The organism is Cyanobium sp. NIES-981, from assembly GCF_900088535.1.
Taxonomy (GTDB): domain Bacteria; phylum Cyanobacteriota; class Cyanobacteriia; order PCC-6307; family Cyanobiaceae; genus NIES-981.
The window spans coordinates 2917671-2930336 of record NZ_LT578417.1; the positions used below are offsets into that span (position 1 = coordinate 2917671).

9 protein-coding genes are annotated in these 12666 nt (G+C 66.0%); 5 read left to right on the forward strand and 4 right to left on the reverse strand.

Annotated features, from left to right (window positions below; all coding sequences use genetic code 11):
* Position 1: 1 nt before the first annotated feature.
* Complete coding sequence (locus CBM981_RS14640; protein ID WP_087068997.1) at positions 2–1576, reverse strand: glycosyltransferase; 1575 nt, start codon at positions 1574–1576, stop codon at positions 2–4.
* Between the two features lie 591 nt (positions 1577–2167).
* On the opposite strand from CBM981_RS14640, the gene CBM981_RS15510 reads away from it, so the two are divergent.
* The 3 genes from CBM981_RS15510 (at position 2168) to galE (ending at position 6317) form a co-directional block, all read left to right on the forward strand.
* The gene (locus tag CBM981_RS15510; RefSeq protein ID WP_157665488.1) at positions 2168–2974 is read left to right on the forward strand and encodes a hypothetical protein; all 807 of its coding nucleotides are present in this window, start codon (positions 2168–2170) and stop codon (positions 2972–2974) included.
* A 183-nt stretch (positions 2975–3157) separates the two neighbouring features.
* Positions 3158–5170, forward strand: a complete 2013-nt coding sequence (locus tag CBM981_RS14650) for a glycosyltransferase family 2 protein (RefSeq protein ID WP_087068999.1) — start codon at positions 3158–3160, stop codon at positions 5168–5170.
* 34 nt (positions 5171–5204) lie between these two features.
* Positions 5205–6317, forward strand: coding sequence for a UDP-glucose 4-epimerase GalE (gene galE, locus CBM981_RS14655; protein ID WP_087069000.1), 1113 nt, complete (start codon positions 5205–5207; stop codon positions 6315–6317).
* A gap of 19 nt (positions 6318–6336) precedes the next feature.
* Here the strand turns inward: galE and CBM981_RS14660 are convergent, their stop codons facing one another.
* Positions 6337–7404: an AI-2E family transporter gene (locus CBM981_RS14660; protein WP_087069001.1), complete on the reverse strand. Its 1068-nt coding sequence runs from the start codon at positions 7402–7404 to the stop codon at positions 6337–6339.
* 29 nt (positions 7405–7433) lie between these two features.
* Positions 7434–7928, reverse strand: coding sequence for a 5-(carboxyamino)imidazole ribonucleotide mutase (purE, locus tag CBM981_RS14665; RefSeq protein ID WP_087069476.1), 495 nt, complete (start codon positions 7926–7928; stop codon positions 7434–7436).
* Between the two features lie 129 nt (positions 7929–8057).
* Here purE and CBM981_RS14670 point away from each other — a divergent pair, with 129 nt between their 5' ends.
* Both CBM981_RS14670 and bchM read left to right on the forward strand, forming a co-directional pair.
* Positions 8058–9212 (forward strand): amidohydrolase family protein, encoded by a 1155-nt coding sequence (locus CBM981_RS14670; RefSeq protein ID WP_087069002.1) that lies wholly within the window; start codon positions 8058–8060, stop codon positions 9210–9212.
* A 90-nt stretch (positions 9213–9302) separates the two neighbouring features.
* A complete protein-coding gene (gene bchM / locus CBM981_RS14675) occupies positions 9303–10043 on the forward strand; it encodes a magnesium protoporphyrin IX methyltransferase (protein WP_087069003.1) in 741 nt (246 codons plus the stop codon).
* Here the strand turns inward: bchM and gghA are convergent.
* Positions 10001–12559: a glucosylglycerol hydrolase gene (gghA, locus tag CBM981_RS14680; protein ID WP_197686658.1), complete on the reverse strand. Its 2559-nt coding sequence runs from the start codon at positions 12557–12559 to the stop codon at positions 10001–10003. The genes bchM and gghA overlap by 43 nt on opposite strands.
* Positions 12560–12666 lie beyond the last annotated feature (107 nt).

Below are 12666 nucleotides of genomic sequence, written 5' to 3' on the forward strand. Positions count from 1 at the left end.
GTCACAGGGCCTTCGTGGCCCGGATCGTGGTGATGAGAGGGAATCCCGGATCCTGGACCCGATAATCGGCCTCCGTGAGGTCTTCTTGGGCCAGGCCCCAGAGGAAGGCCGTGGTCACACGCAGATTGCCCCAGGTGTCGATCAGCAGATCGGCAGGCCGGAAACCCGCCTGCTGGAACAGCAGGCGCACCGTAGGGATGTAGAACGACCAATACCAGTGCTCCTGCTCCTCAGCCACCGGGCTCACCCGACTGATGGCGGGACAGGTGCAGAGGATCACACCCCCGGGCCTGGTGATCGCGCGCAGCGTTCGGATGGCCGCCAGTGGATCCTTGGTGTTCTGCAGAACCTGGGTGATCACGATGCAGTCATAATGATCAGGCAGAAGGTCTGGTGGAGGGTCGCAGAGATCGGCGATGACCGTGGCCAACCCGTTGTTCTGATTGATGTCAAGGATATCCACATTCACCAGCTCGGCTGTGCCAAAACGGCGGCTGTAGCCGTCATCGCCCACCTCCAGCACATCACCGCGGATATCCCCTGCATGACGGGAGAGAAAGCGGTCTACGTAGTAACGATCCACGGGCAACCCCCGACTGAGACCCCAGGTGGGGCAGAAGGGCTGGGAGGGAATGGCCGCGATGGACTCAGCGGCGGCAGGCAGCGGATCCGGATTGGGCAGCGGCTCGGGCAAGCGGCCCGCCAGCTTGGAGGCAAAGCTCTGATGCGCCGCCTCCAGCAGGACTGGATCGGCGCCCAAGGCAAGAAAGCGGATGTGCCGTTTGGTGAGGTGCTGCCAGAAACCTTCCGACTCATCCTGACGGGACTGGAACCAGGCGCCCTCTGCCGTGAGGCGGTATTCCGCCAGGCACTGACTCGAAAAGTAGACCCCTTCGCGCATCAGCACTTCGGCGAAGTAGCAGATGTCCGCGGCACAACTGAACTCACGCTGCCATGGCACAGCCAACGCCACCTCCCGCCGCGTGGTGACAGCGCCGACGCAAGGCAGGCCCTTGAAAGCCGGCTGCCCTTGCTCGTAATCGAAGAAACAGGCCAGAAAGAATTCATACAACCCATAGAGGTGATCGGTCAGTGGCGCAATGCAATCCACAGACTCCTCTTCCTCGCAGAGAATCTGCGTTCCCGCGGTGATGTCTTGATGAAAGTAACGTGTCCGAGAAACAATGGACGTGCACTCCGGGTGCCGCGCGATTACCGCCTCATCGTGCTGAAGCCTGCCCGGCAGAAGCCGGTCATCACCATCGAGGTAGAGGCTGTAACAGCCACGACTGACTTCCAGGCCCCATTGCCGGGTGGCTCCTTCGCCAAGGTTGCGAGCCTGGGCATGGCGCACTGCCGTGAGCCTGGAATTCTGGGACGCCAGAGATTGAATGACATCCCAGGATCCATCCTGAGATCCGTCATCCACCACGATCACCTCGAAGGAGTCATGCTTCTGGGCAAGAGCACTCTGGATGGATTCCTCGATATAAGCCTTCTTGTTGAAGCACGTGATGATGATCGAAAAGAGAGGCAAGCCCGTTGCCCGCCAGCTGTCCAGTACCGATGTCGCCATGGGAAGCCTCCGCCGGCACCTGCTGCAGGCACCTGCTGCCAGACCAACGTAGCCGCAGCACGAACCCAGACCACCGGCTTGGCCCCTGCTCCGGAGGGGCTCCTGACGCGGCTCCTGACACGGCCAGGATTTCTGAGCTGAGCCATCCGGCAGCGCCCGGGCAGATCACCGCAAGGCGCCGCCATGGGGCGGGGAATGGCCTGGTGAGCAGGGGCGGCCCACGCCATCAACCCACGGGAGCAGGCACGGGAGGCCTCAAAGCAAACCATGGCCATCTGCAGGAGAGGTTCTGAGGAAGCTCCCTAAACTGAAAGAAAAGACGCCGGCCCGTCCGCTGAGCCAACGGACCAGGCCGAGCATTTCTAACGCCCTTTTCTAACGACCCTTTCTATCGTCAATTTCTATCGTCAACTTCTAATGTGCGTTTCCATGGAGTCAGTCGGCCGGGACTTGCAGCAGGACAGGCTGCTACCACGCAGCCTGGAGGAGGCTCTGAGGGAACCACACCCAACGAAGTTGCTCCCGGAGGGATCCGATAACCTGGGGATCTACCTTCACAGGCTCTCTTTACGGCGTCACCGCAGGAGCAGGTTGCCGGTGATTGAAAAGCAAACGGGCTACCGGCAAGAGCATGAGATGGCAACAAAAATGTTAGCGGCTCAGCCTGCAGGAGCAAAGAAGGCCAGGTCTTCGGTTTTTCCTTATCTCTACGGGGCAGACACAACCCAAGGCCCTGAGGGGCCAGTGCATCGTATTTTCATGGAGTATTTACCAGCTCCAATTGACGCCCCAATCACCTCAGAGCTGCTGAATAAGCTCGTGGTCAGCAGTGTCAAGCTGCAGACAGCCCTGTCGCAGATCCTGGCCAAAACAACCCTCACCTCGGAAACGACATCGCTGCGACCAAACGACCTGGCCATCCTTGAAGCCGCCTTGAGCCCTAACGACAAAGAGATCCTCGAGAATCTCCTTTCCATTCAGCAAAGCCTCGAAGACCTCCCGCTGATATGCACCCATGGAGACATCTACTGGCACAACATCAGGCTGAGAATACCCGGTGACTTCAATACGCTGAAGTTCCACGACTTTGCCTGGGTCTCGTATCTGCCAGCAGGAGCAGAGTGGCACCACTTTGCATCGGCAGCACAACGAAGCAACGAAGAGATGGAAAGATTCAGGGCCATCACATCCCTTTATGCCTCACGACTCCACCTCGACCCCCGACAGGTGAGAGCATCGGCAAGCCTCCATGCCCTGCGCATTGCCTTGATCTGCAACCCTGCGGTGCCAACGGAACCACCACTCCCCCAGGAGGTCGCCCCAGCAGTGCGGCACCATGCCAAGGCGCTCTGCAGGAAGGCGATGGATGCCCTCGCAGAGCGCAGCTGTGGCCCATGAGCAGCCACAGCCCAGGGGGAATGAGGGTCAGATGGGCCAGCCGTTCCACCGAGGCGCAGTACACTGGCCGGCAGGCCACAAAGTGGTCGATTTTATTGCGCGTCAACAACACTCGTTTCGTGCGAGATTCGGTGGTCTCCCTTCCATCGCAACGATCATCTTCGCCAGCTCAGGCATCGCTCCATGCCAACTGAAAGCAGCCTCGCGGAAATCATTCACTACTTTTGCGAACGGCAAAAGATTTCTGCCTGCCTGATCGTTGCGAGTGCAGATACCTACAGCCGCATCCTCCCCCTCATTCCGGCGCAGATCCGGCCCCATTTCATCCTCTGCACCCAGGAGATCCCTTCGGCAACTTCCCAGGAGCGGAGCGCCTGGCTGGAAGCCAGACTGCAGGAGTGCCTCGTGCACGAGGATGACGCCCATACCCTAATCCTTGTGGAGGCGGACTCGTATCTCCACGACAGCATTCCTCTCGATTCCCGCCTCCGCACAAGAGAAGTGCTTCAGCGCCAGAGCTTCTGCCTTTCGCTGGGCTTGGCGAACAACGTCGATTATCATCACAGTCTGAACACTGTCAACAGCACCGCTCAACGCCTGTTGCTGGAAGGGGAAGCTGTGTTGACAACACCAGAGGGCACAAACCAGAACCTCTGGATTGAATTATTTGGCAGCCACTATACTCCGGAAACAGAAAGATCAACCCATCCGCATGTAGCTGCGATCATCATTGCCCACAATGAAAGCGATGTTCTGGAGGAGTGTCTCTCCTATCTCCACGGCCAGGGTGTAGCAACCTATCTCCTGGATGACGAGTCGGATGATGGCACGGAAGCCATCGCGCACGCCCTGCTGGAGCGGGGGGTGTTGGCAGGTTACGAGCGAAGCGGCCTGCCGGAGGATTGCCAGGAGAGATGGTCTCAGCTGCTGGCCCTTTCCTTTGCCAAGGCACAGACACTCGATGCCGACTGGATCATTCACCACGATGCAGACGAGTTACGAGAATCACCCTGGGAAGGCGTCAGCCTGGCAAAAGCGATTGGGATGATTGATGGCCTTGGCTACAACTGCATCGATCACACTGTTGTTGAATTCCTGTTCACCCAGGACTCAGACAGCAGGTCTGCCGAGGGCGGCCATCAACGCCTTGATCAGAGGCTCACACGCTTCCGCTTCCCCTCCCACCGAGCCAATTTCACCCAGTTCAAGGCATGGAAAAAAGCCGACCAGCAGACCCTCAGCGAGGGTGGGCATCGGATCCTGTTGAACGATCAGGCCGTATTTCCTTTGAAGTTTCTGATTAAGCACTACCCCCTCAGATCAGCGGCCCATGCCAGGCGAAAAGTGCTGACCGAAAGAAATGCCCGGCTATCCCCTGAACGACGCTTGCTTGGCTGGCACACCCACTACGATGCCTTTCAGTATTTTCAGGAGATCGAGCCCTGGAGCAGGCGCGAGCTGCATCCCTACAATCCAACCACATTTTACCGTGAGTTCCTGATTGAACGGATTTCAGGCTGCAACCTTGAAAGAACTGATTATATCGACCTCAACATTCTCACAACGCGAAAGATCATTGACGCACAGGAGAGGTTCCGCAGCCAAGCCGCCCAGATTCTGGGCCTCGACCTTGAGGCGGCCTCCACGACTGCCGCTGCTGCCCAGGGGATGGACGGAACCACCCCCGCCACACTCTGGACCCTGCAGACCCGGCTGATCGAGGACCAGCTCCAGGCGCTTGTGACCCACCACCACCGGACAGCCGCAGAGCTGGAGCAGGCCAGGGCTGCGTTGGCGGCCCGCTCAGCCGAGCAGGCCGCGCTGGCGGCGGAGCTCGCCACCTGCACAGCCGATCGGGAGCAGACAGGGATCCGACTGGAGGGAACGTTGCGGGAGCTGGAGGAGACCCGTGGACTGCTGCAGGAGAAGGGTGAGCGACTGAAGGCAACCCGGGCAGAGCTTCAGAACTGCCAGAAGGTGCTCAACAAGACCCGCTTCCAGCTCGACAGATCCAACGCCAAACTCGAGTGGAACCGCAGCAGCCTCCGCCAGACCAGCCGGGAGCTGGAGCACCGGATCCACGCCGGGGAGAGGTACGGCCAACTTCTGCACGCGATGGCCGATCTGCTGAACCGGCTGTCCACGCCGCCGGCAAGCGGCAGGACGAGGCACCAGACGAACCACCCGTGGCACTGAGCGGGTTCGGCCGGCTCCCACCGCCGTTGATGGCATGACCCATTCCCATGACAACGCCCCTGGGCCCCGGCAGGCCAAGCCGGCCCTGCTGATCACGGGCGGCACAGGGTTCATCGGCAGCCACACCGCCGTGGTGCTGCTGGAGTCTGGATACTCCCTGGTGCTTGTGGACAGCCTGATCAACAGCACCCGGGAGGTTGGCGCCAGGATCGCGCAGCTGGCGGATCTCGAACCCTGGGGCGACCACCTCTGGCGGCACGCCAGTGGCAGCCCCTGGCTGGCTCTTCTGCAGGGGGATGTGCGCTCGGCCCGTGACCTGGACAGGGCCTTCAGCCTGATGCCGAACAGAATCGCGGGCGTGATTCACCTTGCAGGGCTGAAATCAGTGGGTGAATCGTCAGACGAGCCCTTGAACTACTGGGACGCCAATGTAAGCGGCAGCATCACTCTCCTGCGAGCGATGGAAAAGCATGACTGCAAGACACTTGTGTTCAGCAGTTCGGCAGCCGTGTATGGAGAGACCCAGGAGGTTCCCATCTCCGAATCTGCGCCGTTGCGCCCTACCAATCCCTATGCACGCACGAAAGCAGCCATCGAGCAGATCCTGCAGGATCTGGCGGCGAGCCGGAAGGGCTGGCGGATCAGCATTCTTCGCTATTTCAATCCCATCGGAGCCCATCCCAGCGGCATGATCGGCGAACATCCGCGGATGCCTCCCACCAACCTGTTCCCCGTGCTCTGCCAGGTGGCCAACGGCAGCAGGGAGCGGGTGGAGGTGTTCGGCGATGACTGGCCCACACCGGATGGATCCGGCGTGCGCGACTACCTGCATGTGCTGGATCTGGCCGATGGCCATGCCCTGGCGATCCGTGCCCTGCTGGAGGGGAACGCCCAGCTCACTCAACTGAATCTGGGCACAGGCAGGGGATGGTCCGTCCTGGACCTGATCGCCTGCCTGGAGAAGATCTCCGGCCGCGCGATCCCGGCCGTGATCGCACCCCGTCGCGCCGGGGATGTGGCCGTCTCCGTGGCCGACCCGTCCCGCGCCCAGGCGGTGCTGGGATGGAAGGCCCGCCGCGGTCTGGAGGAGATGTGCCGGGACGGCTGGGCCTGGTTCTCAAGCAGCCACGGCTGCAGCCACGACTGAGCTGAACGGCCCGGTCCGCTCAGGACCCCTCGGGCAGCTGCCAGCTGCGCAGCCGGGCGTCGAGGAAGGTCTTGGCACAGCTCGCCACCGGCACGGCCAGCAGCAGCCCCAGCAGCTCCCCCAGACCGAGCAGGCTGCCGAGCCTGGCCCCCACCGGCAGGCAGATCAGCAGCCAGGCGGGCTGGAGCCCCACGATGCTGCCCATCAGGCGCGGCTGGATGACCTGATCCACCAGCTGGCCCACCACGATGGCCGCCACCAGCACCTCCACACCGGTGCGCGGGTCGTTGAGGGCCACCAGTCCGCTCACCAGCACGATCGTGAGGGCGCTGGCATAGGGAACCAGGGTGGTGAAGCCGATCGCCACGGCGAACAGCACCCCGTAGGGGATGGCCAGCAGGGTGAAGACCACGATCTGGAGGCTGCTCAGGATCATGGCCAGCACCACCTGGCCGGCGAAGTAGCCCCGGAAGGTGCGGCTGAGGGTGTCCACCACCAGGGAGCGGAGGTCCGCAGGCAGCCACTGGGCCAGGCCTGCGCTGATCCGCTCACCGCCCAGCAGCAGGAACACCGCCAGCACCAGCACGATCACCGTGTTCACGGTGAGACCCACGGTGGCCCCGAGCAGGCCCAGCAGCTGCTGGCTGAGCTGGGTGGCCAGCTTGCTGAGGCGGCTGAGCAGATCGCTGCTGAGGTTGCCGAAATCGGTGGGGAGGCCCTGCTCCTCCGCCCAGGCCTCCAGGGCATCGAGCCACACCTCCCCCTGGGCCAGCCAGCCCGGCAGGGCCGCCACCAGCTCCGCCAGCTGGTCGATCAGGCGAGGCACCAGCCAGATCACGGCGAGGGCCAGCAGCCCGAGGGCCACCCCCAGCACCAGCACCATCGCCAGGGGCCGGGGCAGGCCCCGCTGCCGCAGCCAGCGGCTGGGGATGTCGAGCAGAAAGGCGATCAGGGCCGCGGCCGTGAACAGGGCGGGGAAGGGCGCCAGCGGCAGCAGCAGCTGCCGCAGCACCCAGAGGTTGAGCACCAGCAGGGGCAGGGCCAGGCCGGCCTTCAACATCGGGGGCAGCACCAGGCGCTCGAGCATCGCGGGGCAGGCGGGGGATCGGGAACGCGTCAGCCCATCTGGGCCAGGTAGGCGGCGCTGCCCAGCTCCACCAGGCGCTCATCCTTGGCCCGCACCTGGCCGTGCAGCTCGGCGCGGTAGGCGGCCACCGCTTCGGCCAGGGCGGCATCGGCCGTGGCCAGGATCTGCACCGCCAGCAGGCCGGCGTTGGTGCCGTTGCCGATCGCCACCGTGGCCACCGGAATGCCCGCCGGCATCTGCACGATCGAATGGAGCGAGTCCACCCCCGAGAGGGCCCGGCTCTGCACCGGCACACCGATCACCGGCAGGGTGGTGAGGGCCGCGACCATGCCGGGCAGATGGGCCGCGCCGCCCGCACCGGCGATGATCACCCGGAGGCCCCGGCCCGCGGCCTGCTGAGCGAAGGCCACCATCTCCAGCGGGGTGCGGTGGGCCGAAAGCACCCGCACCTCGACCGCCACGCCGAAACGCTCCAGCACCGCCACCGCCGGCTGCATGGTGGGGAGGTCGGAATCGCTGCCCATCACCACCGCCACCGTCGCCCGGGCGGGTGCCGGGACAGGGCCCGATCCAGCGGCGGGGGGTTCGGCGGCGGGACTGAGGCTCAAGAGGGCTGGGCGGAGGATGGGGCTATTCTCTCGCGTGCCGCCGCGATGCGCTGGATCCGCAATGTCCGCCTGCCCCGCGCCAGCCGCTGCCGCCACGGGGCCGGGCAACGCTGGCGGCTCGGAGTGAGCAGCGAGGGATGGATCGAGGCCGCCGCACCACTCGATCCCGGCAGCGCCATGGCCGGGGAGGACTGGCAGGGCGACTGGCTGAGCCCGGCCGGGGTGGACCTGCAGATCAACGGCGGCCTGGGGCTGGCCTTCCCCGAACTCAGCGCGGACGACCTGCCCCGCCTGCTGGAGCTGCTGGAGCTGCTCTGGCGGGATGGCGTCGAGGCGATCTGCCCCACCCTGGTGACCTGCGCCGTCGCCCCCCTGCGCCAGGCCCTGGCGGTGCTGGAGGAGGCGCGCCTGCAGCACCGTCCCGGCCGCTGCCAGCTGCTGGGTGCCCATCTGGAGGGCCCCTTCCTGGCACCGCAGCGCCGGGGCGCCCACCCCGAGCAGCACCTGGCCGCCCCCAGCCTCGATGCGCTGCGGGCCCGCATCGGCGGCTTCGAGCACCAGATCGATCTGGTCACCCTGGCCCCCGAACTGCCGGGGGCCGACACCCTGATCGCCGCCTTGCGCGATGCCGGGGTGGTGGTGAGCCTCGGCCACAGCAACGCCGATGCGCAGCAGGCCGCCACTGCTTTCGCGGCCGGGGTGGGGATGGTCACGCACACGTTCAACGCCATGCCCGGCCTGCAGCACCGCGCCCCGGGACCGGTCGCCGCCGCCGTGCTCGATGGCGGCGTGGCCCTCGGCCTGATCGCCGACGGGGTGCACGTGGCGCCGTCGATGGCGCTGCTGCTGCAGCGGCTGGCTCCGGAGCAGGTGGTGCTGGTGAGCGATGCCCTGGCCCCCTACGGCCTGGGGGAGGGCCGCCACCGCTGGGACGAGCGGCTGCTGCTGGTGGTGGACGGCAGCTGCCGCCTCGAGGACGGCACCCTGGCCGGGGTGACCCTGCCGCTGCTGGAGGGGGTGCGGCGGCTGGCGGGCTGGGGGGCGGCGCCGGAGCAGGCGATCGCCGCCGCCACCATCACGCCGAGGCGGGTGCTGGGCGACGACCGGGACACCGCCGCGATGCTGGTGGGCACACCCCTGAACGAAACCCTGCGCTGGCGCCAGGGGAGCGATGGCCTCCGGTGGCAGCGGGCCAGCTGACGCCCTGCTCCGGCAGTCAGCGGCTGCGGCGCCGCCTGGCGGGCGCTCCTTAGGATCCGCCCCACTCCCCGGTCCGCCGCCCCTCTTCCCATGCCCAGCACCACGGCCGCAGGTCACAGCAGCCAGAAGGCTGTCGAGAAACAAGCCGAGAAGCAGGAGGTGAAGGGCTACTTCGAAACCACCGGCTTCGAGCGCTGGAACCGCATCTACAGCGAGAGCGAGGATGTGAACAAGGTGCAGCGCAACATCCGCCTGGGTCACCAGAAAACGGTGGACAACGTGCTGGCCTGGCTGCAGGAGCAGGGGGATCTGGCCAGCCGCAGCTTCTGTGATGCCGGCTGCGGCGTGGGCAGCCTCAGCCTGCCCCTGGCCCGGCTGGGTGCCGGCAGCATCGCCGCCAGTGATCTCTCCGAGGCCATGGTGGCCGAAGCCTCGCGGCGGGCCGGTGAGGCCGGCATCGCCCCCGGCCAGCTCAGCTTCCAGGCCTCCGACCTGGAGAGCCTCAGCGGCCGCTACGACACGGTGATCTGCCTGGATGTGTTCATCCACTACCCCCAGGCCGCGGCCGAGGAAATGGTGCGCCATCTGGCCGCCATGGCCGAGAAGCACCTGATCGTGAGCTTTGCCCCCTACACCCCCCTGCTGGCGCTGTTGAAGGGGATCGGCCAGCTGTTCCCCGGCCCCAGCAAGACCACCCGCGCCTACACCCTCCGGGAGGAGGGGATCGTGAGGGCCGCGGCCGAGGCGGGATTCTCACCCGTGCGCCGCAACCTCAACCAGGCCCCGTTCTACTTCTCACGGCTGATCGCCTTCGAGAGGACCGCCTGCTGAGGTTCCAGCAGCAGGGCCTGGCTGTCCTCCAGGAGGATCGGCTCGCCGGCCAGCTGGGCTGCCGAGATCTCCAGCCCCGGGGACGCCAGCAGCAGCGACCAGCCACCACCGTGCTCCGGGGAAAGCTCCCGGGAGAGCTCCGGAAAGAGCTCCGGCAGGCGCACGGCCATCGCTTCTCCGCCCATGTGCGCGACCAGGGCCACCGCCACAGCCACCGCCGATGACTGGCCGGGGGCCTGCCCGGGGAGCTGCTGCGGGGCCCGCCGGATCCCGTAGAAGATCGTGGTGCTGGGGGTGGTGAGCAGGTCCAGCCGGTCGTCGCTGGCCGCGAGGTTGTCGCGCAGCCAGGGGCGGGAGCGGCGGAACTGCCGCAGGGCGAGGTTGTAGGCGGCCTGCTCCGGCTGCACCCGATCGGTGTGCCGCCAGATGTTGCAGGCGGCGTGCATGTCCTCCATGAAGCTGCGGGCGAAGGCCTTCAACCAGGCCACATCCACCGCGGGGAGATCGCCGTCGGCATCGGCAGGCGCCGCGCTGCGGCAGGCCAGGGCCATGCGCTCGAGGTCGTGGTCGGTGGCGGCGATCGCCTCGGCGAGGGCCGTCAGGAAGCGGCGGAGGGGCTCGAGCTCGGTGAAGCCCAGCTGCTTGAGGGCGGGGAAGAGGTCGGGGTCGCGGTACTGCTCGGGGCTGAGCTGCCAGTCGAGGAATCCCGGCGCCTCCTCCGCCACCACCTTCACGCCGAAGCGGTCGTCGGTGTTGCGGAAGAAGCCCCAGGGGGCCCGCATCAGGCAATGGATGAAGTCCATCGGTAGGCCCGGGCCGAAGCCATAGGTGAGGGCCCCGATGGCCGGGTTGTCGTAGGCATTGGCTAGCACCTCCGGCAGGGTGCTGCCCAGGTGTGGATTGATCGGCTCGGTGGCCGCCACCTGGGTGCCGCGGCGCAGGGTGTCGTGGTTGCCGCAGCCGGTGATCCAGCGGGAACCGAACTGCATCTTCTCGCACACCCGCCGCCACTTGCGAGCCCAGAAGCCATGCAGCGCCGGGGTGTTGTGGGCAAAGATCAGGGGTCCCCACTGGTAGGACTCCGGCCGCAGCTCCACCAGGTCGCGGTAGGTGGAGATCTCCTCCCAGCCCTCGGCCGGCCAGGGACGGCCATCCTCGTAGATCACGAACGGGCGCCAGCGGGCAGGACCGATCTCCTGCACCAGATCGCCCATGGCCATCAGGTAGGGATCGTCGTACTCCACCCGTTCGGTGAGGGGGTTGAAGTACTTGAAGTCCTGGCCGCCGTCGATGCGGATGCCGTCGGCGCCGGTGTTCACCTTGCGGCGCTGCATCTCCAGCAGGATCGCCCGCACCACCGGGTTCTGGTGGTTCACATCCTGGCCGTACATGTTCGGCCCCTTGAGGTAGCGGCCGTTGAGCAGATCGATCGCCTGGTTGTCGGCGTGGCCGTACACCAGGTCGTAGATCAGGCGGATCGGACCGGTGGGGAAGCTGTGCAGCTCGGCCACGAAGTCCACCAGCTCGTCGGGGCGCAGGCTCTCCAGCAGGGCGGGGTTGGTGGCGGCACTGCCGAAGATCACCACGTCGTACCCCCAGTTCTGCAGGTCGGGTCGCCGCAGCCGCACCCGCACATCGCCCGTCTCGATCACGATCCCCTCGGTTTCGGGATCGAGCACACCCTCATCGTCGGGGCGCAGGCTGAAGAAATCCTGGTCGCTGGCCTGGCCGCCGCGCATTTCCACGGTGGGTTCGGTGGGCAGGAGCTGCACGGCGTCGTAGCCCAGCAGGTTGGTTTCCACCGGCGTGAGGCTCTCGCCGCTGCGCAGCTTGCCGGCCAGGGTGCGGAACAACTGGGTGAGGCCGGAGAGATAGCCGTTGGGGGAGGCGGTGCGCACGTGCAGCTGCAGGATGTTGCAGGGGGCCGGCACCGTGAAGGGGGCCGGTGCCTGCCCTTCCGCCTCCGGAACCTGGGCGGCGGCCATGGCCTCGTAGTAAGGCAGATCGCCACGGCGGCGCTGCAGGGCCTCCAGGTCGTAGACCTCCGCCGGCGCGTAGACGCCGTAGGGGTAGGAACTGGCCAGCGGGTCGCCCACGATGTTCACCGCATTGGTGTCGGGGCTGAGGTAGCGCAGCCAGTAGAGCGACCCGATGCTGGAGGCGCCGCCGGCCCGCATGCCGCTCAGCACGCCCCAGTGGTAGTCGCCCTGCTTCTCGAGCTGCACGTAGTCGCGGTGAAAGAGCACCGTCTGCTCCGGCCGGGCGGGATCAATCGCCTGGCGCGGCGTGAACACCTCCAGCAGGATGTTCCTCGGCTGGATCACATCGCCGGAGAGCTCAGGCGTCCAGAAGCCCACCTCGGTGAGGCCGTCGGGCCGGGGATGGGCACCGAGGCGGGTGGCCAGCTGGCGGGCCTTCTCCAGGGTGGTGGCCTCGCTGGATTCGATCGCCTCCGCCCAGGCGAGCAGCTCGGCGGTGGGCTCCGCCGCGAGCACGATCGGGGCCAGGGAAGCCATGGCCGCGAGGCTTTCGGACGACGAGCCCTGGGACAGAGAGCCTTGGGACAAGGAGCCTTGGGACACAGAGGCCTCAGGAACGACGGCAACAGGGCCGGGCGGGGTTC

Bases quoted from the DNA above. Each gene is read 5' to 3' on its own strand.
- CBM981_RS14660 (WP_087069001.1), bottom strand. From the start codon at position 7,404: ATGCTCGAGCGCCTGGTGCTGCCCCCGATGTTGAAGGCCGGCCTGGCC.
- CBM981_RS14670 (WP_087069002.1), top strand. From the start codon at position 8,058: ATGCGCTGGATCCGCAATGTCCGCCTGCCCCGCGCCAGCCGCTGCCGC.
- CBM981_RS14640 (WP_087068997.1), bottom strand. From the start codon at position 1,576: ATGGCGACATCGGTACTGGACAGCTGGCGGGCAACGGGCTTGCCTCTC.
- galE (WP_087069000.1), top strand. From the start codon at position 5,205: ATGACCCATTCCCATGACAACGCCCCTGGGCCCCGGCAGGCCAAGCCG.
- CBM981_RS14650 (WP_087068999.1), top strand. From the start codon at position 3,158: ATGCCAACTGAAAGCAGCCTCGCGGAAATCATTCACTACTTTTGCGAA.
- purE (WP_087069476.1), bottom strand. From the start codon at position 7,928: ATGGGCAGCGATTCCGACCTCCCCACCATGCAGCCGGCGGTGGCGGTG.
- gghA (WP_197686658.1), bottom strand. From the start codon at position 12,559: ATGGCTTCCCTGGCCCCGATCGTGCTCGCGGCGGAGCCCACCGCCGAG.
- bchM (WP_087069003.1), top strand. From the start codon at position 9,303: ATGCCCAGCACCACGGCCGCAGGTCACAGCAGCCAGAAGGCTGTCGAG.